The organism is Kribbella sp. NPDC051718 (assembly GCF_040681515.1).
GTDB lineage: Bacteria > Actinomycetota > Actinomycetes > Propionibacteriales > Kribbellaceae > Kribbella.
In genome coordinates this window covers 388,243-415,214 of record NZ_JBFAYZ010000006.1, presented here as the reverse complement: position 1 = coordinate 415,214, position 26,972 = coordinate 388,243, and the positions used below count along the sequence as shown (strand labels likewise).

Sequence of the window (26,972 nt, the reverse complement as noted above, 5' to 3'; positions counted from 1 at the left end):
AGCGAACTGTCCGTTCCGGCCTGATCGCCGGTGTGAGTACGTTTGGGCTGTTGGCGTTGGTGGTTTTCGGGGTGGGGTCGACGCCGGGGTGGCCGCGGGTGCGGGCGACCTTCTTCGACTTTCATCGTGGCTGGGAGGCATTGCCGGTCGTCGCCCAGGGGCTGTGGCTGAACGTGCGGGTGATGCTCGTTTGCGCGGTGCTGATCGTCGTCTTCGGACTCACGCTGGCGATCATGCGGACGCTGCGTGGCCCGATCTTCTTTCCGTTCCGGATCTTCGCGGCCGCCTACACCGACATCTTCCGCGGACTGCCTCTGCTGCTGGTGATCTTCCTGCTCGGCTTCGGCGTACCGGCGCTGCAGTTGCGCGGATTGCCCAACCAGGCGGTGATCTGGGGCGGAGCCGCGCTGGTCCTCACCTACTCGTCGTACGTAGCCGAGGTCTTCCGCGCCGGGATCGAGTCGATCCACCCGTCGCAGCGAGCCGCGGCCCGATCCCTCGGGCTGTCGCATCGGCAGACGCTGCGCTTCGTAGTACTGCCGCAAGCGGTCCGGCGAGTGCTGCCGCCGCTCCTCAACGACTTCGTCTCGCTGCAGAAGGACTCCGGCCTGATCGCTGTCCTCGGCGTCATCGACGCGATCCGCGCAGCGCAACTGGAGACAGCCGAGGACTTCAACTTCACCCCGTACGTCGTAGCGGGGCTGCTGTTCGTCGCGCTGACCATCCCGCTGACCCGGCTGACCGACTGGGTCGCCCGGCGGCAGGGCTGGTACGGCGCCGGCGGAGGTGTGGTGTGAGCCTGCTGTCAATCCGCAACGTGCGGAAATCCTTCGGCTCCAACCTCGTCCTCGACGACTTCACCCTCGACGTCGAGGCGGGGGAGTGCGTCGTCCTGATCGGCGCATCAGGCTCCGGCAAGTCCACCCTGCTGCGCTGCGTGAACCTGCTCGAGACAGTCGACGACGGCGTCATCGAGCTCGACGGCACCGACATCACCGACCCCCGGATCGACACCGACAAGGTCCGTTCCGGCATCGGCATCGTCTTCCAGTCCTACAACCTCTTCCCCCACCTGTCCGTACTGGACAACGTCACCCTGGCCCCGATCCGCGTCCACCGCGTACCGCGCGACCTCGCCCGCACCCAGGCCCTGCGAATGCTCGACCGGGTGGGTTTGGCCGACAAGGCATCAGCCAAACCCGACGAACTCTCCGGCGGTCAGCAACAACGCGCCGCCATCGCCCGTGCCCTGGTCAACTCGCCCAAACTCATGCTGCTCGACGAGGTCACCTCAGCCCTCGACCCCGAACTGGTCGGCGAGGTCCTGGACCTGCTGCGCGAACTCAGCGCCGAGGGCATCACGATGGTCCTCTGCACCCACGAGATGACCTTCGCCCGCTCAGTGGCCGACAAAGTCTGCTTCCTCGACCAGGGCCGCCTCCTGGAATCGGGCCCACCCGGCCAGATCCTCGAGCACCCGGCCGAACCGCGCACCCAGGAGTTCCTCCGCCGCATCCGGCTGTGAGCTCCGTCCCGACCGACAGGACATAGTCACCAGCCAACCCGCTCGGCACGCTCACCGAGGAGGTGGGCGCCGGCGATTCGAGCACTATGTCCTGTCGGTCGGGACAGGGCCTCTCGAACCACGTCGACCACCCACGCTGGTTCGAAGACGATCTGCTGGTAGGTGAACCGCAGCACCAGCCAGCCCGCCGCGACCAACTCGTCGTATCGCCGGCAATCGGCAGCGAAGGCGCTGCTCGTTCCGTGGTACTCGTACCCTTCGGCCTCCAGTGCGACCTGCGCCTGTCGATGGCCGAGATCCACTCGCGCCCGGAACCACCCTCTGGTGACCGTGACCTGCGGCTCGAACCCCTCGATGCCGTCCTGGATCAGCAGAGCCCGCAGCATCGACTCGAGAAAACTCTCGCTCGCCGCGGTCGCGGCGGTGCCCACCGCGCGCCCATTGATGCTGCCGGAGCCGCGCATCACAGTGGTCGCCGCGATCAGCTCCCGGCGGGTGAGCCCGAGACGCAAGCCGGCGTCGGCCACCGCGAGCGCCTCGCCGAAGGGGAGGATCCGGGCGCAGTCGGTCACCGTTCGGAGAATCGAGGTCAACCGTCTCGTGCGGTCCTCCGCGGACGTCGGCGCCCAGTGCAGAACGGCAGGCAACCCCGGGCGAGGACGACGCTTCTTCGGCACGGTGATGTGCGGCTTCTTGGGTCTGCTGAGCAGCGGCAGGTCCCAGGTGGCCGCCGCGCTCAGGTGTGACACGACCCCGTCATAGGCGATGGCGACGAGCTGATCGGCCGACTCGTTTCCGGGCAGTCCGTAGAGCCCACGCGCCAGCCGCTGGATGTCGCCCGCGCTCACAGCGGCCGCTACCTTCCGCTTCGAGGTGAGCTGGGTCAGCTCGGCGAAGGTGGCGCGACCACCCAGCCGCTTCAGCACCTCGGCCAGAGTTTCCACCCACGGGAGCCTGCCGGATAGTGCCTGACCGGGCTGAAAGTTATCCACATGCGTCCCGACCGACAGGACATAGTCAGCGGTCAGCCTTTGTCGCCAGGCTCACAGAGGTGGCTGAACAGGCCAGCCGAGGGACTATGTCCTGTCGGTCGGGACAGAGCCTCTAGCCCAGCGGGTTGAGCTCTTCGAAGTCGGCGGCTTCCATCACCCGGCGGACGCCGATCGGTTGCTGGATGGGGACGCCGCCGGGGCCGGGGACCTGGGAGACGAGAGCGGCGATCTCCAGGGCTCGTTCCAGCGATTCGACGTCGACCATCTGGAAGCCGGCCAGCATCTCCTTCGACTCGACGAACGGGCCGTCCGTGATCACCGGGGCGGCCTTGCCGTCGGAGATCACCGTCTTGGCCTCCTCGGGCCAGCTGAGCGCCAGGTGCTCCACCAGTTCGCCGCTGGCCAGCAGTTCGTTGTTCAGCGCTTCGTAGTACGCCATGTGCGCCTTGACGTCCTCGGGCGCCCACTCGGTCATCGGCGTGTCGATCACGCCGGGCTGGTAGTCGACGATCAGCAGGAACTTCGTCATCTCGAAACTCTCCCATTCAATCCGTACGCCGGTCGGCGCAACTACCCGTGGACGAAGCCATGGCCGGGTTCTCTACATCCTCACCGCAGCCTGATCGTGCATCTCTGCCGGGCTAACGGGACACCGGACGGGCAGTTCGTTGACCCCGCAGGTACCCGTCGCGTGCTGTGGACCCCAGTACACACAACACAGGGGGCATTGCTCGTGGGGGAGACATCGACGGCGACCAGGGCGCAGAGCCGGGTCGCCTGGGCGGACGTGGCCAAGGGCGTCTGCATTCTGCTGGTGGTGCTGTGGCACGTGATCATGAAGCACTACCTGCAGATCGACTGGCGTTCCGCAGGCCCGATCCCGGCCGCCTGGGGCAGCTTCAGCGAACAGTTGCTGCCGCTGCGCATGCCCCTCTTCTTCGCGATCTCCGGCTTCTTCGCCGTCAACGCAGTCCAGCGTCCCTGGCGAGTGGTGGCCCGCACCAGAGTGGCCAAGTTCTTCTACCTGTACGCCCTCTGGCTCTGCATCCACACCGCTGTCCTCGCCCTGGTACCCGATTTCCACACCGAGCGCGCGACCGGCCCGCGAGACCTCCTCGCCCAGCTGACGATCGCCCCGACAAACCTCTGGTACCTCTCCGCGCTGGCCCTCTACTTCGTCTTCGCCAAGCTGGTACGCCGCGTGCCGACCGCATTGGTCCTCGCAGCAGCCTTCGTGTTGTCGGCCATCACCGCGTCCGGCTTCCTCGACGTACCGGGCAATCGCGGCCCCGTGTACCAGAACCTCGTCTTCTTCCTCGCCGGCCTCTACGGCAAACCCCTGATGGAGCGACTCGCCGACCGAGCCAGCTGGCCACGCCTGGCAATGATCGGCGTCCCGTACGCCGTACTGCTCGTGGTGATCGCGGCCTTCGACGCCAAAACCTGGCTCGGCCTCTGGCCACTCGCCAGCGGAATCGCGATCGTCGCCGCCCTGATCCGCCCACTGTCGGCAGCCGACCCGCACATCCAGTTCCTCGTCGCAGTCGGCGAGCCGATCGTCCTACTAGTGACGGTCTGCCTGGCGCTACGCCGCTTCCTGCCAGTACTGCTGTTCGACCTGCCAACCCGCGCAGTGCCGGCAACAGCACCCCGCCACCGAGCCCAGGTCAGCGCGAGGACAGGTAGGTGAGCACCGCCATCACCCGGCGGTTGTCGTCCTCCGACGGCGGCAGGTCCAGCTTGGAGAAGATGTTGTTGGTGTGCTTCGACACAGCCTTCTCGGTGACGAACAACGCCGCCGCGATCGCCGCGTTGGACCGCCCCTCCGCCATCAGACCCAGTACTTCGGACTCGCGCGGCGTGAGTCGCCCGATCGGCTCGTCCCGGGTGTTGCGCGCCAGCAGCTGACCGATCACATCGGGGTCCATCGCCGTCCCGCCGCCTGCGACCCGGCGTACCGAGTCGAGGAATTCGGCCACGTTCGAGACCCGGTCCTTGAGTAGGTAGCCGACCGCGCCGCCGCCCCCGGTGAGGAGCTCGCGGGCGTAGAGCTGTTCGACGTACTGCGAGAGCACCAGGACGGGCAGCCCTGGTACCTGCCGGCGCGCCTCGATGGCAGCCTTCAGGCCCTCGTCGGTGAAGGTCGGCGGCAGCCGGACGTCGACGACGGCCACGTCCGGCCGGTGCTCGACGAGCGCCGGGACCAGCCGGGGGCCGTTGTCGACCGCCTCCAGTACTTCGAAGTCGTGGGCTTCCAGCAGCCGGATCAGGCCGTCCCGGAGGAGGGCGTGATCTTCAGCGATGACGACTCGCAAGGCAACTCCATGATCACGGTGGTCGGCCCGCCGGTCGGGCTGGCCACGGTCAACGTACCGTCGAAGGCGGCCAACCGCCGCTCGATCCCGTACAAACCGCCACCGGGTCGTACCGTCGCGCCACCCACGCCGTCGTCGCCGACCAGGATGTGCAGCCGCTCGCGCTCGTGGCTGATCTGCACCCAGGCCGTGGTCGCCGCCGCATGCTTGAGCGTGTTGGCGAGCGCCTCGGCGACAGCGAAGTACGCCGCGGACTCCACCGGCGCCGGCGGCCGGCCGGGCAGCTCGATCGTCACGTCGACCTTGAACGGCAGGCTCAGCGCGAGGGCCTTGACCGCGCCTTCGAGGCCCCGGTCGGCCAGGACCGGCGGGTGGATGCCACGGACCAGGTCGCGCAGCTCGGAGAGCGCAGTACTGGCGGACTCGCGCGCCTCGGTGAGCAGTGCGGCCGCCTGAGCGGGGTCGCGAGCGACCATCTCCTCGGCCATCCCCAGGTTCATGCTCAGCGCGGCGAGCCGGGCCTGCGCGCCGTCGTGCAGGTCGCGCTCGATCCGGCGCAGCTCGGCTGCCTGGGTGTCGACCGTCTCGGCGCGGGACTCGGACAGCTCGCGGACCCGGATCGCCAGTTGCGCGCTCTCGGTCGGGCCGAGCAGCGACTTGCCGATGTACGCGCTCGCCTTGAGCAGCCGCTCCCCGGAGCCGACCCAGATCAGGAATGCGATCAGGCCGACCGGGATCATCAGGAAGCTGGTCGCCACGTTGACCGTGAACAGCCCGCCGAAGGGCTCGGTGAAGACGCCGTCGGGCGTCACCCAGACCAGGAACGGGTAGATCAGGTAGAAGATCGAGGCCAGGAACAGGACGGCCGACAGCAGGTTCAGGGTGAAGCCGACCACCGCGTTCACCAGCAGCCAGGCGATGTCGCGCCAGGTCGCCGGGTCGCTCAGGGTCGTCCGCAGCCACATCAGCAAGCCCTTCATCGGGGGCTTCTTGTACGGCTTGGGGATCGGCTGGCCGATGATGCCGGCGTAGATCACCCGGTGGCAGTTCGCGAACCAGCGGGCGCACGGCACGAAGACCAGCAGCAGCGGGATACCGACCCAGACCGCGATCAGCGGCACCGCCACCACGTTGAGAACGAAGAACGCGATCCCGATCTCGGCCAGGATCGCCAGCCCGAGCGCGATGAAGGGCTGAGCGAGCGCGGGGAACCGGATCGGCACCCTCGGCGCCTGCTGTGTGATCGTCATACCGACCATCATGACCGAGAGTCAGGTCGGGCTCAGTGGTGCTAGCTCCACTGTCCTGTGGGCGGCAGCACCCCGGCGTAGTGACGTAGTAGCACTCATGCTTTCGGATGGTCCGGGGAACAGGCTGGTTGCACTACGCTGGCCCGCGGCTCAACGCCTAGGCCTCCCCACCGCTCTGAGATGAGGACACTCAATGGCTCAGCCCATTGCGCTTGCCCCTACCCGCGAACGACCGGCCACAAAGGGCAGCGATTTCGCGCCGTTGCTTCGCGAAGTGAGGGAAGCAGGGCTGCTGGAACGCCGTACTGCGTCCTACGTGATCGCGATCACCTTGAACGTGGCTCTGCTGGCCGCGACGTGGGCCGGGGTCGTCCTGCTCGGCAACTCTTGGCTGCAACTGCTGCTGACGATTCCGCTGGCGATCTTCACCACCCGCGCCGCGTTCTTCGGCCATGACGCCGGCCACCAGCAGGTCGGCAGCTCCCGCAAGTTGCACGACGTCCTCGGCATGCTGCACGGCAACTTCGTCTGTGGAATGTCGTACGGCTGGTGGAACGACAAGCACAACCGGCACCACGCCAACCCGAACCACACCGACAAGGACCCGGATGTCGGCGAGGGCGTACTCGTCTGGACGCTGGAGCAGGCCGAGGGCCGCACCGGCCTGTACGGCTGGCTGACCAGGCACCAGGCGAAGATCTTCTTCCCGCTGCTCACCCTCGAAGGCCTCAACCTCAAGGTGTCGAGCGTGCTGTTCCTCTGGAGCCGCCGCAACCGTCGGGAGGCGCGGATCGAGCTCGGCCTGATGGCCGCTCACCTGACCCTGTACTTCGGTGCGCTGTTCCTCATCATGTCGCCCGGCAAGGCGATCGCGTTCGCCGCGTTGCACCACGCGCTCTTCGGCCTGCACCTGGGCAGCGTCTTCGCCCCGAACCACAAGGGCATGGAGATGCCGGACGCCGACACGAACTGGGGCCACCTGGAGAAGCAGGTGCTGACGTCGCGCAACGTGAAGGGCGGCCTCGTCACCGACTGGCTGATGGGCGGTCTGAACTACCAGATCGAGCACCACCTGTTCCCGAGCATGCCGCGCGCCAACCTGCGCTTCGCCCAGCCGATCGTCGAGGCGTACTGCGCCAAGATCGGGATGCCGTACCTGAGCACGGGCGTCGTCGAGTCCTACCGGATGGGCCTCGGCCACATGCACGAGGTCGGCAGCGAACTCCGCGACCAGAACAAAGCAGCATAAGAGCACACTCCGCGTAGGCGAGCGGCCCCGAAGAGTATCGACTACGGTCGATCCTCTGAAGGGCCCTGAGTCGGCGATTGGTGCACATCTCCGGCGCCGACTCAGGACCCTCGGGCCGATCTCGTGAGGAGACCCTGTATGACCGAATCGACCGGTATGAGTCGTCGCGGCCTGCTAGGCGCCGTCGCCGGAGTTGCGGCCGCGGCCACCGCTGTCCCCGCTTGGGGTGTGGATGACCAGCGGCCAGGGGCGGTCCGGCCCCCGACACTGGATCGGGATGACCGGCACATCGTGGGGCGCCTCTCGTCGGAGCGGGCGCTGCGGCATCTCGAGGTGCTGTCCGAGGAGATCGGCTTGCGGATCGGCGGTACCGCGAGCGAGAAGCGCGCCGCCGACTACCTGGCCGGCCAGTTGCGCAGCTACGGGTACGAGACGCGGTACGAGCCGTTCCCGGTCGCGGACAAGTTCCTGGCGCAGATCGGCGACCCGCGCAACCTTCTGCCCGACGACATCTGCTGGCAGGCCGGCGCTGCTCCCGGCGGCAAGCTCGACGTCACCGTGACCGGCTCGGCCCGCGATGTGGGTTCTGCTACCGCGCCGGTTTGGCCTGCTGACGTTGCGGGTGCCGTGGTGCTGGCTGATGACACAGCGGCCGCTCGACCGGCGTTTGTGGCTGAGGCGGCCGCTCGCGGGGCGGTCGCCGTCGTACTGCTTCCGGCCGATCAGGTGTTTCCGCGCCGCGCATCAGCCTTCTCGCCGGCCGGGCTGACCGGTGCCTCGGTGCCGGTCGTCGGCGTTGCTCAGGTACAGAAGCGGTTGCTGCGCGAAGCTCTGGCCGTCGTCGCGTCGTTGCCTTTGACAATCAGTACGACGGCGCATCGCGGGCTGATCTCGAGCAACGTGGTCGGCGAGCGGGTCGGCAACGGCGCCAACTCGCCGATCGTGATGGTGAGCGGGCACTACGACTCGGTGATCGGCGCGCCCGGCGCCAACGACGACGGGTCGGGGACCGCATTGACGCTGGAGATCGCCCGGGTGCTGAGCAAGTACCCGACCGAGGCGACACTGCGATTCGCGTTCTGGGGTTCGGAGGAGCAGGGCATTCTCGGGTCGCGCTATCACGTGAAGCAGCTGACGCAGGATCAGCGCGACCGGTACCGGGCCGTCTTCCAGAACGACATGGTGGCGACCAGTTGGGATCCGGCCATCGTCTACTGGCTCCTCTCCTTCGACGGCCTCGCGAACGCCGCGACCACCGCAGTACGAGCCTCCGGCCAGCGCCTCGGCTACGACCCCAAACTGGTAGGCCCGGTACTCCGCGGCTCCAGCGACCACCAGTCGTTCCAGGAGGTAGGAATCGCCGCCGCTAACTTCTCCTGGCGAGGCGAACTGACCCCCGCCTCCCTCGAGCCGCCCTACCACTCCCCGGAGGACACCATCGCCAAAAACGTCTCCCTGGAACGCCTCCAGGTCTCCATGGAACTCATCGGCACCGCCGCCTACAAGCTCGCCACACCCCTCTAGAGGTCGACTACAACCTTGCCTGTTGCTTGGCCTTGCTCGACGAGGGCGTGGGCTTCGGCGATCGAGTCCAGCGTGAAGTCGCCGTCGTGCAGGCGCGGGCGCAGGAGGCCGCGCTCTGCCAGGGCGGCGGCCTCGCGCAGGATCTCGCCGTGGTGGGCGCGGTCTTCGCCGGTGAGCAGCGGATGGAGGGTGAAGACACCGGAGTAGGTGCCGGACCGGAAGGAGAGCGGTGCGAGGGAGTGGGTGCCCCACCCGAGCGCGCTCACCACATGCCCGTCGTACCGCTTGGCGGCCTTGAAGCTGTTGTCGAGTACCTCACCGCCGACGGTGTCGAAGACGATGCCGAACCCGGCACCGTCGGTGTACTTGCCGACGTACTCCTCGACGCTGCTCGTCGTGTAGTCGATCGCGGTCGCACCAAGCTCCTCGATGGCCTGCAAACTGCTGGTCGAGCCGGTCGCGAACACCTCGGCCCCAACAGCCTTGGCCAACTGAATCGCCACCTGCCCGATGCCACCCGCCCCACCGTGGATCAGAACTCTCTGCCCTTTGCGGATCTTCGCTTGATCCACCAGCGCTTCCCACGCCGTGACGAAGACCAGCGGCACCGCCGCCGCCTCCCGAAAACTGAGTCCACCCGGCTTCCGCGCGAGCAACCGCGCATCCACCGCAACAAACTCAGCCAACGACCCCTGCTGCTCCCCAACCCCACCAACCAACCCGAACACCTCGTCCTCGACCGCAAAGGTGCTCACCTCGGGACCGACTGCTTCAACCACGCCGGCGGCGTCGAGGCCGAGGATTGCTGGGAGTTGGGTTTGGGCGTGGGCGGCTTTGCCGGCGTGGATCTTGGTGTCCAGCGGATTGACGCCGCTGGCGACGACCCGGACCAGCACCTCGCCGGGCCCGGGTGTGGGTTTGGCGACATCTCGTAGTACCAGGGGAGTGCCGAACTGCTCCAGCACCAATGCGCGCATATCATTTCTCCAAACGGACAGGTCTGTCTTATTTACAGGCGGCATCGACCAGCACCCGAGCGGCCGCCTTCGCCGCGGCCGGCATCGCCGAGTCCTGCTCAAGCCGCTCGGCGGCCAGTGCGCCGTCGATCAGCAGCGTGATCCTCATCGCGAGCCCGACCGGGTCATCTGCCCCCGCGGCCTCGGCCAGGAAGCGGACCCACTCCCGCACCGCCTTCTTGTGCTGCAGCGTCGCGGCGTGCGCCCGGCTGCCCGGCTCACTCTCCGCCGCCGCGTTGATGAACGGGCAGCCATACAGCTGGTGCCGCTTGTAGGCGTCATCCACAGCGTCGAAAAGCCCGACCAACTGCTCCTTGGGGTCGGTCCCGGCAGCGATCGCCGCCTGCCGCAGATAGCCGCGCCAGCGCTCGTCCGCCTTCACCAGATAGGCCTCGATCAGCTCGTCCTTCGACGGGAAGTGCGCATACAGCGTCGACTTCGCGACACCGGACTCGGCGATGATCCGATCGATCCCGACGCCGCGCAGGCCGTGCATCCGGAAGAGCTCGTCAGCCGTCGCCAGAATCCGCTCCCGGGTCGGCGGCCGCTTCTCCGTCACGTTGATGCTCATACTTAGAACGTACAGACAGGTCTGTCCGATTTCAAATCCGTTCACCCCGCTGGGCCAGTGTGCTGACCACTGGCGTCGGCCGATACCCTTGGCGTCGTCATGGTGTCCCGCAAGAAGAAGCCCTCGAAGCACACGCGACCGGTCAGCGACCGGCCGCTGCTGGGTGGGCACCAGACGCGGGAATCGCGCTCCGACGGCGACTGGATGGTCCGGCACGTGAGCGGCTCGGCAGCGGGCAAGTCCTACCGCTGCCCCGGCTGTGACCAGACGATCCTGCCGGCCACGCCGCACGTGGTCGTCTGGCCGGAGACCCCCAGCCTGCTCTCCGCGATCGGCGGCGGCCAATCCCTGGACGAACGCCGCCACTGGCACAAGGCCTGCTGGCAACGCCACCGCTGAGAGAGGTCTACATGTTGCTTCCGGTTACGGCGTACGGCGAGAGCGGGTCGCCCGTTGTCGTCATGCACGGGTTGTTCGGATCGGGACGGAACTGGATGACGGCCGGCCGGCGGCTGGCCTCGACGCACCGGGTCTACGCCTTCGATCTGCGCAACCACGGCAGCTCGCCGCATACCGGCACGATGAGCTATCCCGAGATGGCACAGGACGTGTTCGAGACGATCACCGACCTCGGTGTCGGCCCGGTCGGCCTGGTCGGTCACTCGATGGGCGGCAAGACCGCGATGCTCACCGCACTCCGGCACGCCGAGGTCGTCGACCGTTTGGTCGTGGTCGACGCGGCGCCGGTCACGTACCCGCCGGCCTTCGTCGAGTACGCCCGGGCGATGCGCAACGCCGACCTGTCCCACGTCCAGCGCCGCGCTGATGTCGACGCCCAACTGGTCGATGCCGTCGACTCACCCGGCACCCGGGCCTTCCTGCTGCAGAACCTGATCCTCGACGACCAGGGCGCCCGCTGGAAGCCGAACCTGCCCGTCATCGAGGCCGCCCTCCCCGCCATCTCCGGCTGGCCGGAGGACGAGGAGGGGGCGTACGACGGCCCGACGCTGTTCGTCTACGGCGGCAAGTCCGACTACGTCCAGCAGGACCACCGCGACACCATCAAGCGGTACTTCCCGCAGGTTCAGTACGCCGAGATCGCCGAGGCCGGGCACTGGGTGCATGCCGAACGCCTCGACGATTTCCTCGCCGCAGTGACTCCGTTCCTAGCCTGACGGTCAGTGGATCATCGGGGGCGGTGCACCCTCTTCGACCAGGTCTGATGCCGCGCGTTTGCGGGGGAGCATCAAGGCCGGGATCAAGGTGATGGTGACCAGCACCCAGGCGACCCAGTAGCTGTGCGCGAAGGCTGATGCGGCGTCGACCAGACCGCGAGCGATGGCGGCCGGGTCAACGTGGAGTGCGCCGAGAATGTCCGGTCGGGTGTTGGACAGGATCGCCGCCTGGGTCTCGCGCAGTCCGTCGCCCAGACCGGGCGCGCCCTGCGTACCGGGGATGATCGGCGAGTCGTTGAGCTGGTTGGTGAGCACGACCGACATCGTCGCGACGCCCACGGACGAAGCGATCTGCTGGCTGATGTTGAGCAGTGTCGAGCCGCGGGCGACCTGAGCCCCGGACAGTGTCCGCAGGGCCGTGGTGAACAGCGGCATCATCGTGCCGCCCATCCCGAAGCCCATCACGACCAGCATCGCGATGATCAGCCCGTACGACGTCGTGGCGGTGATCTGGGTCAGACCGAACATGCCCACGACGATCAGCGCCAGCCCGACCGGCACGATCCGGCCGACCGGGATCTTGTCGACCAGCCGCCCGGCGATCGGCATCGTCACCATCGCCCCGAGCCCCTGCGGCGCCACCAGCAGGCCGGCGTGCAGCGTGGACTCGCCACGGATCTGCTGGAAGTACGTCGGTACGAGCAGAAGGCCACCGAAGAACGCGGCGGCGAACAGGAACATCGTGATGATCGAGACGGTGAGGTTGCGGTCGCGGAACAGCCTCAGATCGAGCAGTGGATGCTCGGGCCGGAAGGAGTGCCAGACGAAGGCCAGCATCAACGCGATGCCGATCAGCATCGAGACCCAGACGCGCGGGGCACCGAAGTCACCGCCTTCGGCCGGCAGGGACGAGATGCCGAACAGGAACAGCGCGAGTCCGGGGGACATCAGCACCACACCGAGGATGTCGAGCGACTCCGACTTGTGGGCCACGTCCGGGGCCAGCGCCCGCCAGGCGTAGATCAGCGCGATCACGCCGAGCGGCACGTTGATCAGGAAGATCCAGTGCCAGCTCGCGACCTGGATCAGCCAGCCGCCGAGGATCGGCCCCAGGATCGGGCCGAGCAGCATCGGTACGCCGAGGATGGCCATCAACCGGCCCATCCGGTGCGGCCCCGCGGCCCTGGTCATGATGGTCATGCCGAGCGGCATCAGCATGCCGCCGCCCAGACCCTGCAGGACCCGGAAGCCGATCAGCATGTCGATGCTCGACGCCGTCGCGCAGAGCGCCGATCCGGCGGTGAAGAGGAAGATCGCGGTCATGTAGAGCCGCTTGGTGCCGAACCGGTCGGCGGCCCAGCCGGTCAGCGGGATCACGGTCGCGAGCGCGAGCGTGTACGCCGTGACGGTCCAGGCGACAGTTGAGTAGGAGACCGGACTGTCGGGCGAACCGAACTCGTCCTGGAAGGTCGGGAGCGCGACGTTGACCACGGTGATGTCGAGAATCGACATGATGGCTCCGAGCACCACGACGCCGGCGATCTTCAGGACCGCGGCGTCGATGTTGTCCGGGTACTCGGGTTGAACAGCAGACTCGGATTGACTCACGTTTTCCCCCTCGGCAGGAATCCCGTCGCAGAAGACACTACGCGTCCGGCGTCTTCGGGCACGAGCACATTCTTGAACTTTCATCGCATTTGAGACTTTACGAATACCTACGGAGGCGAAAGCTGGATAAGTCTCTACCGAATAGTTCAACGATAAGATTCAATGACATGAGCAAAGACATTCGAGACTTCGTACCACCGTCCTGCGAACTCCTGGGCCTCGGCGAGCCGACGCATCAGGAACCGGCCTTCGGGCTGCTCCGCAACGAGCTGTTCGCAGTACTGGTGGACGAGGGGTTCCGGTCCATCGCGCTGGAGTCGGATCGGGTCCGCGGGCTCATGGTGGACGACTTCGTCCAGGGTGGCGCGGGGGACCTCGACACCGTGATGACTGAGGGCTTCTCGCACCGGTTCGGGGAGCTGCCGGGCAACCGGCTACTGGTCGCCTGGATGCGGGAGTACAACGCGGGACGTCCGGCCGACGAGCGGGTCGCTTTTCACGGCTTCGATGCGTCGACTGAGAACACCAGCGCTGCCAGCCCGCGGATCTATCTGGAACATGCGCGCGACTACCTTGGCCTCGAGCTCGATCTCGCCGACCTGCTCGGTGACGACGAGCGATGGAGCCGCGACGAGGCGATCCTCGATCCGGCCCAATCGCTCGGGGACACCCCCAAGGCCTCGCAGCTGCGCGTGATCGCCGACGATCTGCTCACCACGCTCTACGCCCGCGCCCCGGAATGCATCGCGGCCACCTCGCGCGCTGACTGGTACCGGGCTCGCACCTATCTCACTACAGGTCTTGGCCTGCTGAGGTACCACAAGCAAGCCTCCCTACCGGGCTCGCAGGAGGTACGGATCGACCGGCTGATGGCTGCCCGCGACTCCCTCATGGCTCAGAACCTCCTCGACATCCGCAGCATCGAGGCGCAGCGCGGCCCGACGCTGGTCTTCGCGCACAACGCCCACGTGCAGCGCATGACCGGCACGAACCACGACTGGTACTCCGCCGGCGCGATCGTGGCCGAGCTGCTGGACCAGCGCTATGCCGTCATCGCCGGCAGCCTGGGGCGGAGCGAGACGCTCGGACTCATGGAGCCGGCGGCCGACACGTACGAGGGCAACCTTCAGCGCACATTCACCACCTGGGGCCTCACGCCTGCCGTTGCACTCCAGCCTGCCCAGACGCGCACTGACACCACGCCACGGCAGGGCTACTTCCCTCTCGACCAGCCATTGCTCGACCACGTCGACGCGGTCCTGCACATCGACGCGGGCCGCTGAGTCACCCGCTTCACTGCGTAGGGTGCGGCCATGAGTTTCCGGCTGGCGGCGTACGCGGTATGTATCGATGACGGGCGGGTGCTCCTCGCCCGCTACGTATCTCCGAAGGGCGAGGGGACCTGGTGGACGCTGCCCGGCGGCCGGGTCGAGCATGCAGAGGATCCGTACGACGCGGTGACCCGCGAGGTCGCTGAGGAGACCGGCTGCTCGTCCGTCGTCGAGCGCCTGCTGGGTGTCGATTCGCGACTGATCTCGGCGGCCGAGAGCACCAACGGGACGCTCCACCAGAACGTCGGCGTCTTCTACGCGGTCCGCATCACCGGCGGCTCGCTTCGTCCGGAGCCGAACGGGGAGACGGCGGAGTCGGTATGGAGCCCGCTGTCGGACATTGCCGGGCTGAGTCGGTCGGTGGTGATCGATGTCGGCGTCGGCCTGGCGATGGCGGCGCCTAGTACCGGGCACCTCGCGTCCGTGGCCGTTGGTGGGTTGGTTCGGCACTGAGTCGTCGCACCCATCCGGGTGTTGACCGGCTCCGAATCGCTGTGGACCCTTGGCGTTGAGTTGCGGAAGTGTACGTGCGGGGGATCACGTAGTACAGGGTGAAAGGCAGTGGGTGATGTTACCCCCTGGAAAGTAAGGTAGTACTTACCAGAGGTCAGACCGGCTGAAGGTGATCTGAGGCCTGGGGGTGGGTGAGAATCGTCATGAGAGGTTGCGAAAACAGCAGGACGCGGCAGGTGCGGACGACCAAGGTGGCCCGGCCATGAGCGCCGCGAGTACGTCGCCATGGCGTCGTCGCCCGCGGAAGCCGTTCTCGGTGGAGGCGCGGCTGGCCGAGCACGTCGACCGGCTGGCCGAGGAGCACCCGCCGATCCCGGTGGACAGCGCCGACTACACGATGGTCCGGCCGGAGTTGCTGGCCGAGCGATTCGGTCCGGTGCTCACGTACATGTCTCGGGTGGAGCTGGAAGTCGAGCGGAACGTACTGGAGCTCAACCTCCTGCTGCCCGACCCGCCACCCGTGGACAAACACTTCTACGCCGACGTGTGGCTGCCGCAGGAGACCCATCACGGCTACCTGCTGGACCGGTTGCAGCAGTTGGCCGGTCTGCCTCAATCGGAGCCCGACCTCACCTCGCTGGCATTCAGCTACAAAGTGCTCGGCGCACTCGGCCGCTGGAGCGCCGTCCAGGACGTGAGCCGGATGCTGTACTACCTGACCGGTGTGGCGACCGAACAGTCGGCCATCCTCGCGTACAACAAGCTCTACCAGGGCCTGCTGGACCTGGGCGAGAAGGCCGTCGCAATGACGGTCGTCGCCCCGATCCGCCGCCAGGAGCCCGGCCACTTCGCCTACTACAAGATCGCCGCCCAGGGCCTGTGGTCCGAGATGGCCGAGTGGCAGAAGTGGATCGTCCGCACGCTGCGCCGCCACACCTTCGAACCGGTCGGCGCCTACACCAAGAAGCAATGGGCCCAGTTCGGCGACGTCATGCACCACCTCGGCATCACCGTGTCAGCCACCGACGACGAACTGACCCGCTACGCCCAGCAAATAGGCCGCTTCGAACTAGAGATGCTGTGGGCCCACCGCAACGGCCTCAAGGTCCCCACCTACGTCCTCGACTCCCTCCACCGAGCAGCCCGCCTAGCCGCCAAACACCGCCCCACACCCGCCTAACCCCGGACTGTGGTTCCCCCACGCGTCCTGCTGCTGGCCCGCTCCCACGTCGCGTGCCACGCCGGCCGCTCCCACCCACCCGTGGACGCGTGCTGCGCCCGCTGAACGACGCGTGCTGCGCCCGCTTGCTTTGGCGTGCTGCGCCCGCTTAGTGGCAGGTGCTGCGCCCGCGTTCCCAGCGTGCTGCGCCTGCTTGCTTGGCGTGCTGCGCCCGCCTACCTGAGAACGCCCTGGTCCCGTCGCGGCGTAGCTGTTGATTTTCTCTCAACCCGGGCGCTGCGCTGGCGGCATACCCGCTCTCAAGGTCGTCCACCATCGCCCGCCGCCCGCGATATGACTTGCATGTCATATGACAGCCAGATCATACTGGCGAGGTGCAGGTTGACTGGCCGGTCGAGTTCGACGTGTGGCTCGCCGACCTCGAGCGGAAGGCCAAGGAAGGACGGCAGGATGCGAAGCGCTTGCTGGCGTTGGTCCTGGCTGAGCTGAAGTACCTTCAGGATCTCAAGGAGCCGCCCGCCCGCGACTCCGAGAGGGCCACTCTCAAGTGGGTGCGCCAGTCGGGACGCTACCCGCTCTGGCGGGTATCTCACCCGTACCGGAAAGGCATTGCAGTTCGCCTCATCTGCTGGTTTCCGCCTGGCGAGGACAGGGTGGTCGTCACTCTCTTCGCAGCGGACAAGGCCAGGATGGGAGATGTGTTCTACAACTCGGTGGCGGGCCGGGCGGACGGACTTATCGATCAGTGGAAGCGAGAGGTAGGGAGGCAGCCTTGAGTACTGAACCTGTGAAGAGGACCTTCGTTCGAGGTAACGAGCGGCTCAACCGGCTGCTGGCCGATCCGGAGATCGCTGCCGCGGTCGAGGAGATCGAAGCGGAATCGCGAGAGCTGGACCGAGCCTATGCGGAGAACCTTGCGAAGATTCGGCAGGCTGGCAAGCTCACCCAGGTCGATGTAGCCAAGAGGATGGGAGTCGGCCAAGCGGTGATATCGCGCCTTGAACACCGTGACGACATGCTGCTGTCCACTCTCGCCGACTATCTGCATGCGACGGGCGCCAGAAATGTGCGCATCGTCGCGACGCTCGGTGACCTTGAGGTCGAGCTCGACCTGGATCTGTTGCGGGGGCATCGGCGCCTGCCGCAGAACGAGAGGCACGTGGTGCGGAACGACGATGGCGGATGGGAGGTTCGCAAGCCTGGTGCCGATAGGGCAAGCGCAAAGCTGCCCACCCAGGCGGATGCGATCAGTCGCGCCAGAGAGATCGTCGCGAACTCGGGTGGCGGTGAGGTTGTGATCCACAACCGAGACGGCAGGATCCGGAAGGCGAAGGCGGTAACCCGAGACAGCAAGGCAGAAGACAAGAAGTTGGCGTGAGGCCTGCATCGGTTGAGTATCGGAGCCGAGCGTGGTGCTGGCGGGCGGAATTTGCTAGGCGGGATGGCGCCCAGGGGAGGCCGGTCGGCTCGGAGTCGTCCGAGTCGACGGGTTGTGACCGGTGACGGGTTGCTGTCGCCTAGCGGGCGACGTAGGAGCGAGCGTGGCGCCCGGCGTGGGGGAGTACCCCATGCTGAACGGCAACCAGCTCGCTCCTCCGGTGGGGCTACGAGGCGTCGGCTTTGCGGACCCAGACTTCTCGGACTATGAGGAGGATGGCGGCGGCGGTGGGGATTGCCATCAGGGCGCCGACGACGCCTAGGAGGGCGCCGCCGAAGAGGGCTGCGATTACTGTGACGGCGCCGGGGATGTTGACTGCGCGGCGCATGATGCGGGGCGCGATGAAGTAGTTCTCGACCTGCTGGTAGATGATGCCGTACGCCAGGCAGGCGACGCCGATCCAGAGGCCGTCGGTGAAGCCGATCAGGGCTACCAGGACGACGCCGATCAGGCCGCCGACCATCGGGATGAATGCGGTGAACATGACGCAGATCGCCAGAGCCACGGCGTACTGACCCAGGCCGACGATTTCCAGGAAGATGAACATGAAGCAGCCGGCGCAGAGGGCGACCAGGAACTGGCCGCTGACGTAGCCGCCGACCCGGCCGAGCACCTCGTCGCCGAGGATCGAGAACCGGCTCCGGCGGCTGGCCGGGACCAGGCTGTACGCCGCGCGCTTCACCGTCGGCAGTGAGGCGAGGAAGTACAGGGTCAGGATCAGGATCGTGAACGCGGAGAACAGCGCGTTCGCGACGACCTTGCCGACGCCGAGTACGCCGCCGAAGGCCTTCTGGGCCAGCGCCGGGTCCTGAATGTAGTCGGTGGCCTTCTGAATGAAGTGGTACTTGTCGTTGAGGCTGTTCAGCGTCTTGGACTTGGTCAGCAGGTCGAGCCAGTCCGGCGCGTTCTTGATCAGCCCGTCGATCTGGTCGGTCACCACCGGAACGATCGCGAAGCCGACGCCGGTGACCGCGAGGATCATCAACAAGAAGACGACGCCGACCGCGAGCCCGCGCTTGAGTCCGCGGCGCATGAACCACTCGACCAGCGGGTTCAGGCCAACCGCGATGAACATCGAGACGACGAGCAGGATCAGGACCGACTTGGCCTGACCGAGCGCGTGCCACAGTCCGTACGCGACCAGGCCGCCGAGGACTGCGAAGAATCCGAACACGAACGGGTTCGACCGGCGCAGCGGCGGGCCGGGCGCGCCCATGCCTTCCGACGGGTGCCGCTCGTCGATCAGTAGTTCACCCACGAGGCTCTGCTCGTCCTCACTGGCTGCCTTTGCTTCGGCGGCGGCCTTTTCGGCGTGTGCGGCTGCATCCTCCGACTGCTCGGCCGACGTTTCCGACTGCTCGGCGGACTGTTCAGCGTCGTCCGCCGCAGCTTCGGCCTCGGCTGCGGCGGCCTTCGCCTCGCGGGTGGCCTGCTCGATCTCCGTTACCTGGGTCTGGCCGTCCGTCTTGCCGTTCGCATCCTGGTCGCCGGCAGGCGTCACTTCGCATCCTTCGTGGCTTTGCCGTCTCCGGTCGCCTTGGCGTCGTCGGCCTTCGCCTCGGCAGCATCAGCGTCGGCGTCAGCGTCAGAGTCAGCAGAAGAAGTCAGGTCGGTGAGCCGGAACTCGTCGATCCGGGTCTCGTCGCGCAGCGGCTTCTTCTCGGCGGCCCGCAGGTCGTCGATGCTGCTCGCGTCCACCCGCAGGTTGCTGTCGATCCGGGTCTCGTCGACCCGCGCTCCACCAGCCTCCGACCCGACGAACGGGCTGCCACCGGCGAACGGGTTCCCGCCACGCCCGAGCTCTGCCTCTTCCGGCTCCAGCGCGGACGGCGCGGAGTCGGCCGAGTACGTCGCCGTCGGCTCTTCGGGACCGCCGACGTATGTCGCGGGCGTCTCGTCGTACGCCGGTGTGCCAAACGGACTGCCACTCGCAGGACCGGCGGAGGGCGCGGCGAACGAGCTCGACGAGCTGCTGGGCGCGTCATCGCCGGACGAGGACGGCGCCGAGAACGGACTCTCGGCGGGTGCAGGCGGTGCGGGGGAGGCGGGCGGGGCAGCGAACGGGTTGCTGTAAGGCGTCGCCGTCTCCGAATCCAACTCGGCAGCCTGCCGGGCGATGTTGCTGGCGATGTCGTTCAGCCCGGCGATCTGAGCCAGAATCCCATCGCGCCGCTTGGCGAGCCGCTCGGTTTCGCGGGCGACGATCGTGCGCGACCGCTCGGCCTCGTCTGCCGCGTTGGCCAACTCGGCCTCGGACCGGGTGCGAGCCGTGGTGAGCAGCTGCTCGGCCTCACGACGGGCACGGGACAGCGTGCGCTCGGCGGACTCGTCCGCCTCGGCGCGGATCTTGCGGGCCTGCTCGGTCGCCTCGGCAACCCGCCGCTCGGATGCTTCCGCGGCCTCGCGCATCTGGGTGGTCAGGTTCTCGGTGTCGGCGGCGATCTTGGAGTGCTTGTCGGCGAGTTCCTTGGCCTGCTGCTCGCGCTCGTCGGCGAGCCGGGCGCGCAGGGCGGCCGACTCGCGCTGGATCGCGGTGCGGATCTTCTCCGCCTCATGCAGCGCGCCGTTCTTCATCGTGCTCGACTCGGACTCGGCGGTCAGCTGCAGCGTCTCCGCCTTGCGCCGGGCAGCCGCGAGCACCTCCGCAGCCTCGGTGTCGGCGGTCCGGCGGATCTCGGCCGCGTCGCCTTCCGCGGTCCGGCGCATGCTGTCGGACTCGTTCAGCGCGACGGTCCGGATGTCCTGAGCCTCACGCTCACCGGTCGACCGGGTGGCCGCAGCCTCTTTGGCGGCAGTACTGCGCAGCTCGTCGGCCTCACGACGTGCCTCTTCTAGTGCCTCGGACGCCTGGTCCTGGGCGAGCCGCAGGATCTGCGCGGCCCGGTCGCCGAGTCCGGCGTACGACGGGTTGGCGCTGGCCTCGAGTTGCCGCTTGGCCTCGTCGAGCTGGCGTTGCAGGGGAGCCGAGTTGGCCTGCGACTCCTCCAGCCGGCCGCGGGCGTCGGCGAGCTGCATCTCCAGCGCGCGGACATAGTCGTCCACCGCCTGTTTGTCGTAGCCGCGACGTCCCACGGGGAAGCCACCCGCGGCGGTCGCAGTACGATCGAAAAACGGCAGGCTCGACTCGTCAGCCATCCCAAAGAGTCCCTTCTGGCGGCTCGGATAAATCCCCCTGTCAGCAGAGCCTGTCAGAACGTGGCCCCCCAGCGCCAACCGGGTGGACCAGGGCTGTGGACAACGGTCGGTCAGCGGTTGCGGAAGCGGTTGATCTTGGTTAGGTGCTGGTCGCGTAGTTCGGGGTTTTTGACGCCGAGGCCCTCGGACGGGGCGAGGGTGAGGACGCCGACCTTGCCCTGGTGCAGGTTCTGGTGGACGTCGTACGCCGCCTGGGCGGTCTCCTCGAGTGAGTAGGCGCGGCTCAGGGTCGGGTGGATCATGCCCTTGGCGATCAAGCGGTTCGCCTCCCACGCCTCGCGGTAGTTGGCGAAGTGGGAGCCGATGATGCTCTTCAGGTTCATCCACAGGTACCGGTTGTCGTACTCGTGCATGAAACCCGAGGTCGACGCGCAGGTGACGATCTTGCCGCCCTTGCGTGCGACGAAGACCGACGCGCCGAAGGTCTCCCGCCCCGGATGCTCGAAGACGATGTCCGGATCGTCGCCGCCGGTCAGCTCGCGGATGCGTGCGCCCAGCCGCTTCCATTCCTTCTGGTCCTGGGTGTGCTCATCCGACCAGAACTTGTACCCCTCGGCCGACCGGTCGATGATCAGCTCCGCGCCCATCGCCCGGCAGATCTCGGCCTTTTCCGGCGACGACACCACGCAGACCGGGATCGCCCCACCGTTCAGCGCGAACTGGGTTGCATAGGATCCGAGTCCGCCGGACGCGCCCCAGACCAGGACGACATCGCCCTGCTTCATGTTCGCGCCGTTCGACGACACCAGTTGCCGGTACGCCGTACTGTTCACCAGCCCCGGCGACGCGGCCTCTTCCCACGTCAGGTGCGCGGCCTTCGGCATCAACTGGTTCGACTTCACCAGCGCCAGCTCCGCCAGCCCGCCGAAGTTGGTCTCGAAACCCCAGATCCGCTGCTCCGAGTCGAGCATCGTGTCGTTGTGCCCGTCCGGCGACTCCAGCTCGACCGACAGGCAGTGCGCGACGACCTCGTCGCCCGGCTTCCACGCGTTCACGCCCGGCCCGGTCCGCAGGACGACGCCGGCCAGATCCGAGCCGACCACGTGGTACGGCAGATCGTGCCGCGCGGTCAGCGGCGAGAGCTTCCCGTACCGCTTGAGGAAGCTGAAGGTGGAGACCGGCTCGAAGATCGAGGTCCAGACCGTGTTGTAGTTGATCGCGCTCGCCATCACCGCGATCAGCGCCTCACCCGGCCCGAGCTCGGGCGTCGGTACGTCGTCCAGGTGCAGGCTCTTGCGCGGATCCTTCTCCTTCGACGGCAGCCCCTCGAACATCCCGGTCTCGTCGGCATGCACGGTGATCCCGCGATAGTGGTCCGGGACGGTCAGCCGCCCGAACTCCTCGGCCGGGGTGTCGCCGGCCAGGATCGCGTCGAGGATGTCCTTCACGTCGTACCTCCAGAGGGTGGAGCCGCTGTGAAAGCGAGAATCTACCGACGAGTATGCCTCTTCGACAGGGTTCTGTGAGGCACGTCGCAGCCGTTGAGACGACCGTCACTTTTCCAGTCCACTGTGTTTAGTGGTCTTAAGAAGCCGAGTGCTTTCGATGTCAATCGAGCCGGGCGTGCAACCGGACCTGCGTTCCGGTCTCGCCGGAGCGGATCTGGACCAGGTCGCAGAGCTGGTTCGCGAGCCAGACGCCACGCCCGCCGAGACCGTCGGCCGGCGGCAGTACCCGGCCGACCAGGAGGTCGCCGATCCGGCCGTCGTCGGCGATGTCGAGCACCAGCGAGCGGTCCTGCGTCCACAGGGACAACGTGCCGCGGCCGCCTCCGAAGCGCACGCTGTTCGTGCAGATCTCGTGCAACGCAAGCGCCAGGTCGTCGACCTGATCGACGGGCAGCCCGTACGACCGCGCCCAGCCGGCCGCCCAGCGGCGTACGCCGGTGAGCTCGGCCAGCCCGAACTCCCGCCGCTCGGCGTCGTCCGGTACGACCGGCAGCGGCGCCCCGAAGAGCGTGAGCGCGACGTCGTCCCAGTCCCGAGCGGGCTGGCAAGCCGAGTCCGGGTGGTTGGGCGCCGGGTCGAGCCCCAGCGACACGGAGTACGGGCAGCGCAGCCGGAACGGGCCGGAGTGCTGGAAGGCGATGTTGAGCAAGGCTTCGTGGAGCCTGGCTTCCGCGTACTCCGCCGCGCTCCGCCCCGGGTATGCCGGTTCGCCGAGCGCACGGATCGGGCGGCCGTCGTGCTCCCGCAGGATGTCGGCCCACAGCGGGATGATCCGCGCCGGGTTGCGGCCGGCCACCGTGATGTCGATGAAGGTGACCTCGTCCGCGAGGTCGCCGAGTTCCTTGCGCAGCAAGGCGATTCGCGCCTCGGGGAGTGCGGCGAGCACGACCTCGCCCGCCATCAGCCCGTCACGGAGGAACGGAGCTGCGCGGTGCACGAACTCGTCGTCGTCGGCGTAAACGAAGGCATCGTGCTGGAAACCGGCAGGACTACCGCTTGTTGCGTCAGGCTCTGGGGCGCTGTCGATCAGCACTCCAACAGACTAGTACCGAATCGGCCGTCCGGCGGCTCGAGGAGTCCTTCGTCACCTACGGTCCGCCGACGGTGACTCGGTGGCCCTCAGGAGGCCGGTTCGACGAGCTCGATCAGTACTCCGCCGGTGGAGCGCGGGTGCAGGAAGTTGACCCGCGATCCCGCGGTACCGCGGCGCGCTTCGTCGTACAGGAGGACGGCGCCGCGCTCGCGCAGGGTGGCCGAGACGGCGTCGATGTCGCGGACCCGGTACGCGAGCTGCTGGATGCCGGGGCCGCGCTGGGTCAGGAAGCGGGCGATCGGGGAGTCGGGCGTGATCGGCGCGAGCAACTGGATCGAGGAGCCGCTGTCGCCCACCGAGAGCATCGCCTCGCGGACACCCTGGTCCTCGTTGATCTCCTCGTGCGCGACCGTCATACCGAACGTCTCGGCGTAGAAGCGGACCGCCTGGTCGAAGTCCGCCACGGCGATGCCGACGTGGTCGATCGCCTCGAACAGGGTCTGCGTTCCGGTGACGTCCATGGGCCCAGATTGACCTAGTGGGGGCGCTGTTTCCAACCGAGTGTGACCCGATCGACAACCACGTACCAGTGCGCACGCAGGTATCGTGGAAAGCATGTCTGACACCACTCGCAGCCCGCAGAACACAACTGTCATTGTCGCCGGTGCGCGGACCCCGATCGGCAAGCTGCTGGGTGGCCTCAAGGGCTTCACCGGCGCCGAGCTCGGTGGCTTCGCGATCAAGGGTGCGCTGGCCAAGGCCGGCGTCGCGCCGGAGCAGGTCGAGTACGTGATCATGGGCCAGGTGCTGCAGGCCGGGGCCGGCCAGATCGCCGCGCGCCAGGCCGCGGTGGCCGGTGGCATCCCGATGACGGTGCCCGCGATCACGATCAACAAGGTCTGTCTGTCCGGCCTGAACGCGATCGCGATGGCCGACCAGCTGATCCGCGCGGGCGAGTACGACGTGGTGGTGGCCGGTGGGATGGAGTCGATGACGAACGCCCCGCACCTGCTGCCGAAGTCGCGCGAGGGCTTCAAGTACGGCGACACGACGCTGGTCGACTCGATGGCCTTCGATGGGCTGTGGGACGCGTTCACCGACCAGGCGATGGGTGCGCTGACCGATCAGGCGAACGAGTCCGGGCTGAAGCTGACCCGTGAGGAGCAGGACCAGTTCAGCGCGCGGTCGCATCAGCTGGCCGCTGAGAGCTGGAAGAACGGGGTGTTCGTCGACGAGGTGGTGCCGGTCGAGGTACCGCAGCGCAAGGGCGACCCGCTGGTTTTCGACACCGATGAAGGTGTGCGGGGCGATACGTCGGTCGAGACGCTCTCGCGGTTGCGGCCTGCCTTCGGTAAGGACGGCACGATCACCGCTGGGTCGGCGTCGCAGATCTCCGATGGTGGTTGCGCCGTCGTAGTGATGAGCAAGGCGAAGGCGGAAGAGCTCGGGCTGACTTGGCTCGCCGAGATCGGTGCGCACGGCTCGGTCGCCGGGCCGGACTCGTCGCTGCAGAGCCAGCCGGCGAACGCGATCGTGAAGGCCTGCTCGAAGGAAGGCATCGAGCCGGGTGCGCTGGACTTGATCGAGATCAACGAGGCGTTTGCCGCGGTCGGCATCGCCAGTGCTCGTGAGTTGAACGTCGACCTGGACAAGGTCAACGTCAACGGCGGGGCGATCGCTCTCGGTCACCCGATCGGGATGTCCGGCGCTCGCCTGGTACTCCACCTGGCGCTGGAGTTGCAGCGTCGTGGCGGCGGTACCGGCGCTGCTGCGCTGTGTGGTGGCGGTGGCCAGGGCGACGCCCTGATCGTCCGGGTTCCGCAGCAGAACTGAGGCAGGGACTAATCTCTGTCCTTTCACTCCCGATACCGAACTGACAGAGAGCCCATGTCCCGACGCACTGCACCGGTTGCCGAGTTGGTCGAGCGTGCTCGGGAGGGTGACTCCCGAGCGGTGGCACGGCTCATCTCGTTGGTGGAGGACGAGTCGCCGCTGTTGCGTGAGGTGATGGCGGCGCTTGCTCCGCATGCCGGGCAGGCGCACATCATCGGGATCACCGGGTCGCCGGGCGTCGGTAAGTCGACATCGACGTCGGCGCTCGTATCGGCGTACCGGGCGACGGGGAAGCGGGTCGGCGTACTGGCGGTTGATCCGTCGTCGCCGTTCTCCGGTGGTGCGCTGTTGGGCGACCGTGTGCGGATGCAGGACCATGCGACCGACTCCGGGGTCTTCATCCGCTCGATGGCGTCTCGTGGGCATCTGGGCGGGCTTGCGTGGACTACTCCGCAGGCGCTGCGGGTGCTTGATGCTGCTGGCTTCGATGTCGTGCTGGTGGAGACGGTCGGCGTTGGGCAGTCGGAGGTCGAGATCGCCGGTATGGCCGATACGACGATCATCTTGCTGGCGCCCGGGATGGGGGACGGCATCCAGGCGGCCAAGGCGGGCATCCTCGAGGTCGGCGACATCTATGTGGTCAACAAGGCCGACCGGGACGGCGTACAGAACGTCACCCGCGACCTGCGCGCGATGCTGGCGCTGGCCGAGCGCGCGCCGGACGCGTGGACCCCGCCGATCCTCAAAACAGTTGCCTCACGCAACGAAGGTGTCGACGAGGTGGTGATCGCGATCGAGGAACGGCTGACCTGGATGCGCGCCAACGGCGTCCTCACCGACCGCCGTCGCACCCGGGCCCGCGACGAGATCGAGGCGATCGCGATGACGGCGCTGCGCTCCCGGTTCGCCCACCTCCACGGCGACGCCCGCCTCGACGTACTGGCCGCCAAGGTCGCCGACGGCAACACCGACCCGTACTCCGCAGCCGACGAACTCCTCGACGCCCTCTAACCCGATCCCCCCACGCACCCTCCGACGCCTGCTCCCGCGTCGCATGCTCGTTCAGGCGCTCCCGCCCGCCCGGTGTTGGGCGCTCCTGCGTCGCGCGGTGCGACCACCTGGGCGGCTGGTCGGTTGGGTGGGGGTGAGGTGGTGGGGTTGGGCCCCCGGCCGGCTCTCAGCGTCCGCGGTGCGTGCAAGGGCCGCCAGCCGCCGGGCGGCTGCGTTGTGTGCTCGTTTGGGCGCTCCTGTCGGCTCGTGTTTCTCGGAGCTGTGCGCGGATGGGGCCGCGGGTGCCGACAGGCCCGGGTGGGGGGAGTGGGAGGCGGCGAGCTTGTTAGTACCTGGAACAGGGAATTTGTCGGGGAATTCGGGGGATCTGCTGAGAGCTGAATTCGTTGCCAGTGACACACTTGGCGACTCTCTGTCACATCCGAAAACGGGCAAGTAACCGGGAGAATCGCCTTTGTGGGGTTCGTTCGTCTCAAGGCGGCGCGCCGGTGGGTGCCGTGCACCCTGATCCGTTACAGAATGGATCTTGAAGCTGGTGAGCATTGTGCGGTGGGCTGTGTTCAGTCAGTGACAGTTGGTGACTATCCGTGATACAAACACAGTCGACCATGTTGGTTGCGAACGAGGAGTGGTGACATGCCGAAGAAGCTGCTGATCTGGCTGGTCATCGCCTTTGCGGCGTTCTATCTGTTCACTCAGCCCAGGGGTGCCGCAGATGCCGTGGGAGGTGCGTTCTCGGCCGTCGGCGATGCATTCGGGAGCGTGATCGTCTTTCTGTCCGCGCTGTTCAACTGATCCTTCAGCCTAGGTGTCCCGTATCGAGCA

Annotated in this window: 27 protein-coding genes; 15 read left to right on the top strand and 12 right to left on the bottom strand. The window is 67.3% G+C overall.

Annotated features, from left to right (window positions below):
• Nucleotides 1-59: 59 nt before the first annotated feature.
• Both AB0M15_RS24555 and AB0M15_RS24550 read left to right on the top strand, forming a co-directional pair.
• Complete coding sequence (locus AB0M15_RS24555) at nt 60-797, top strand: amino acid ABC transporter permease (RefSeq protein WP_363823838.1); 738 nt, start codon at nt 60-62, stop codon at nt 795-797.
• The gene (locus AB0M15_RS24550; protein ID WP_363823434.1) at nt 794-1,525 is read left to right on the top strand and encodes an amino acid ABC transporter ATP-binding protein; all 732 of its coding nucleotides are present in this window, start codon (nt 794-796) and stop codon (nt 1,523-1,525) included. The genes AB0M15_RS24555 and AB0M15_RS24550 overlap by 4 nt, the downstream gene beginning before the upstream one ends.
• 26 nt (nt 1,526-1,551) lie before the next feature.
• Here AB0M15_RS24550 and AB0M15_RS24545 read toward each other — a convergent pair whose 3' ends face one another.
• Complete coding sequence (locus AB0M15_RS24545) at nt 1,552-2,469, bottom strand: DUF559 domain-containing protein (RefSeq protein ID WP_363823432.1); 918 nt, start codon at nt 2,467-2,469, stop codon at nt 1,552-1,554.
• A gap of 160 nt (nt 2,470-2,629) precedes the next feature.
• Nucleotides 2,630-3,046, bottom strand: a complete 417-nt coding sequence (locus AB0M15_RS24540) for a YciI family protein (protein ID WP_363823430.1) — start codon at nt 3,044-3,046, stop codon at nt 2,630-2,632.
• Nucleotides 3,047-3,250: 204 nt separating this feature from the next.
• On the opposite strand from AB0M15_RS24540, the gene AB0M15_RS24535 reads away from it, so the two are divergent.
• On the top strand, nt 3,251-4,207 hold the full coding sequence (locus AB0M15_RS24535) for an acyltransferase family protein (protein ID WP_363823423.1): 957 nt from the start codon (nt 3,251-3,253) through the stop codon (nt 4,205-4,207).
• On the opposite strand, the gene AB0M15_RS24530 is transcribed toward AB0M15_RS24535, so the two are convergent.
• Both AB0M15_RS24530 and AB0M15_RS24525 read right to left on the bottom strand, forming a co-directional pair.
• Nucleotides 4,185-4,832: a response regulator transcription factor gene (locus tag AB0M15_RS24530; RefSeq protein ID WP_343963913.1), complete on the bottom strand. Its 648-nt coding sequence runs from the start codon at nt 4,830-4,832 to the stop codon at nt 4,185-4,187. The two genes, AB0M15_RS24535 and AB0M15_RS24530, sit on opposite strands and share 23 nt — an antisense overlap.
• A complete protein-coding gene (locus AB0M15_RS24525) occupies nt 4,784-6,082 on the bottom strand; it encodes a sensor histidine kinase (protein ID WP_363823419.1) in 1,299 nt (432 codons plus the stop codon). Before AB0M15_RS24525 ends, AB0M15_RS24530 begins: the two co-directional genes overlap by 49 nt.
• Nucleotides 6,083-6,275: 193 nt before the next feature.
• Here AB0M15_RS24525 and AB0M15_RS24520 point away from each other — a divergent pair, with 193 nt between their 5' ends.
• The gene (locus AB0M15_RS24520) at nt 6,276-7,331 is read left to right on the top strand and encodes an acyl-CoA desaturase (protein WP_363823416.1); all 1,056 of its coding nucleotides are present in this window, start codon (nt 6,276-6,278) and stop codon (nt 7,329-7,331) included.
• Nucleotides 7,332-7,469: 138 nt separating this feature from the next.
• Nucleotides 7,470-8,855, top strand: coding sequence for a M20/M25/M40 family metallo-hydrolase (locus tag AB0M15_RS24515; protein WP_363823414.1), 1,386 nt, complete (start codon nt 7,470-7,472; stop codon nt 8,853-8,855).
• Here the strand turns inward: AB0M15_RS24515 and AB0M15_RS24510 are convergent.
• On the bottom strand, nt 8,852-9,832 hold the full coding sequence (locus AB0M15_RS24510) for a zinc-dependent alcohol dehydrogenase family protein (RefSeq protein WP_363823411.1): 981 nt from the start codon (nt 9,830-9,832) through the stop codon (nt 8,852-8,854). The genes AB0M15_RS24515 and AB0M15_RS24510 overlap by 4 nt on opposite strands.
• 28 nt (nt 9,833-9,860) lie before the next feature.
• Nucleotides 9,861-10,442, bottom strand: coding sequence for a TetR/AcrR family transcriptional regulator (locus AB0M15_RS24505; protein ID WP_363823408.1), 582 nt, complete (start codon nt 10,440-10,442; stop codon nt 9,861-9,863).
• Nucleotides 10,443-10,541: 99 nt separating this feature from the next.
• On the opposite strand from AB0M15_RS24505, the gene AB0M15_RS24500 reads away from it, so the two are divergent.
• Together AB0M15_RS24500 and AB0M15_RS24495 are read left to right on the top strand one after the other, a co-directional pair.
• Entirely contained in the window at nt 10,542-10,841 is a 300-nt protein-coding gene (locus tag AB0M15_RS24500) for a hypothetical protein (protein ID WP_363823405.1), read from the top strand.
• 11 nt (nt 10,842-10,852) lie between these two features.
• Entirely contained in the window at nt 10,853-11,617 is a 765-nt protein-coding gene (locus AB0M15_RS24495) for an alpha/beta fold hydrolase (protein ID WP_363823402.1), read from the top strand.
• A gap of 3 nt (nt 11,618-11,620) precedes the next feature.
• Here AB0M15_RS24495 and AB0M15_RS24490 read toward each other — a convergent pair whose 3' ends face one another.
• Nucleotides 11,621-13,225, bottom strand: coding sequence for a DHA2 family efflux MFS transporter permease subunit (locus AB0M15_RS24490; RefSeq protein WP_363823399.1), 1,605 nt, complete (start codon nt 13,223-13,225; stop codon nt 11,621-11,623).
• Nucleotides 13,226-13,392: 167 nt separating this feature from the next.
• On the opposite strand from AB0M15_RS24490, the gene AB0M15_RS24485 reads away from it, so the two are divergent.
• From AB0M15_RS24485 to AB0M15_RS24465, 5 genes are all read left to right on the top strand, one after another.
• Nucleotides 13,393-14,508, top strand: a complete 1,116-nt coding sequence (locus AB0M15_RS24485) for an erythromycin esterase family protein (RefSeq protein ID WP_363823396.1) — start codon at nt 13,393-13,395, stop codon at nt 14,506-14,508.
• Between the two features lie 30 nt (nt 14,509-14,538).
• On the top strand, nt 14,539-15,009 hold the full coding sequence (locus AB0M15_RS24480) for an NUDIX domain-containing protein (protein WP_363823393.1): 471 nt from the start codon (nt 14,539-14,541) through the stop codon (nt 15,007-15,009).
• A gap of 262 nt (nt 15,010-15,271) precedes the next feature.
• Nucleotides 15,272-16,189, top strand: coding sequence for a GTP-binding protein LepA (locus AB0M15_RS24475; RefSeq protein WP_363823390.1), 918 nt, complete (start codon nt 15,272-15,274; stop codon nt 16,187-16,189).
• Between the two features lie 374 nt (nt 16,190-16,563).
• A complete protein-coding gene (locus AB0M15_RS24470; protein ID WP_363823386.1) occupies nt 16,564-16,965 on the top strand; it encodes a hypothetical protein in 402 nt (133 codons plus the stop codon).
• The gene (locus tag AB0M15_RS24465) at nt 16,962-17,567 is read left to right on the top strand and encodes a DUF2188 domain-containing protein (protein ID WP_363823382.1); all 606 of its coding nucleotides are present in this window, start codon (nt 16,962-16,964) and stop codon (nt 17,565-17,567) included. Before AB0M15_RS24470 ends, AB0M15_RS24465 begins: the two co-directional genes overlap by 4 nt.
• 226 nt (nt 17,568-17,793) lie before the next feature.
• Here AB0M15_RS24465 and AB0M15_RS24460 read toward each other — a convergent pair whose 3' ends face one another.
• From AB0M15_RS24460 to mce, 5 genes are all read right to left on the bottom strand, one after another.
• On the bottom strand, nt 17,794-19,128 hold the full coding sequence (locus AB0M15_RS24460) for an AI-2E family transporter (RefSeq protein WP_363823377.1): 1,335 nt from the start codon (nt 19,126-19,128) through the stop codon (nt 17,794-17,796).
• Nucleotides 19,125-20,762: a transposase gene (locus AB0M15_RS24455; RefSeq protein WP_363823374.1), complete on the bottom strand. Its 1,638-nt coding sequence runs from the start codon at nt 20,760-20,762 to the stop codon at nt 19,125-19,127. The genes AB0M15_RS24460 and AB0M15_RS24455 overlap by 4 nt, the downstream gene beginning before the upstream one ends.
• Nucleotides 20,763-20,872: 110 nt before the next feature.
• Nucleotides 20,873-22,210 (bottom strand): crotonyl-CoA carboxylase/reductase, encoded by a 1,338-nt coding sequence (ccrA, locus tag AB0M15_RS24450; RefSeq protein WP_363823369.1) that lies wholly within the window; start codon nt 22,208-22,210, stop codon nt 20,873-20,875.
• A gap of 160 nt (nt 22,211-22,370) precedes the next feature.
• A complete protein-coding gene (locus tag AB0M15_RS24445) occupies nt 22,371-23,303 on the bottom strand; it encodes a sensor histidine kinase (RefSeq protein WP_363823365.1) in 933 nt (310 codons plus the stop codon).
• An 86-nt stretch (nt 23,304-23,389) separates the two neighbouring features.
• Entirely contained in the window at nt 23,390-23,824 is a 435-nt protein-coding gene (gene mce / locus AB0M15_RS24440; protein ID WP_363823360.1) for a methylmalonyl-CoA epimerase, read from the bottom strand.
• Between the two features lie 94 nt (nt 23,825-23,918).
• Here mce and AB0M15_RS24435 point away from each other — a divergent pair, with 94 nt between their 5' ends.
• The 3 genes from AB0M15_RS24435 to AB0M15_RS24425 all read left to right on the top strand — a co-directional run bounded on the left by AB0M15_RS24435 (nt 23,919) and on the right by AB0M15_RS24425 (nt 26,942).
• Nucleotides 23,919-25,136, top strand: coding sequence for an acetyl-CoA C-acetyltransferase (locus AB0M15_RS24435; RefSeq protein ID WP_363823356.1), 1,218 nt, complete (start codon nt 23,919-23,921; stop codon nt 25,134-25,136).
• A gap of 54 nt (nt 25,137-25,190) precedes the next feature.
• Nucleotides 25,191-26,147 (top strand): methylmalonyl Co-A mutase-associated GTPase MeaB, encoded by a 957-nt coding sequence (gene meaB / locus AB0M15_RS24430; RefSeq protein WP_363823348.1) that lies wholly within the window; start codon nt 25,191-25,193, stop codon nt 26,145-26,147.
• A gap of 636 nt (nt 26,148-26,783) precedes the next feature.
• The gene (locus AB0M15_RS24425) at nt 26,784-26,942 is read left to right on the top strand and encodes a hypothetical protein (protein WP_166678885.1); all 159 of its coding nucleotides are present in this window, start codon (nt 26,784-26,786) and stop codon (nt 26,940-26,942) included.
• The last annotated feature ends 30 nt before the right edge of the window (nt 26,943-26,972 follow it).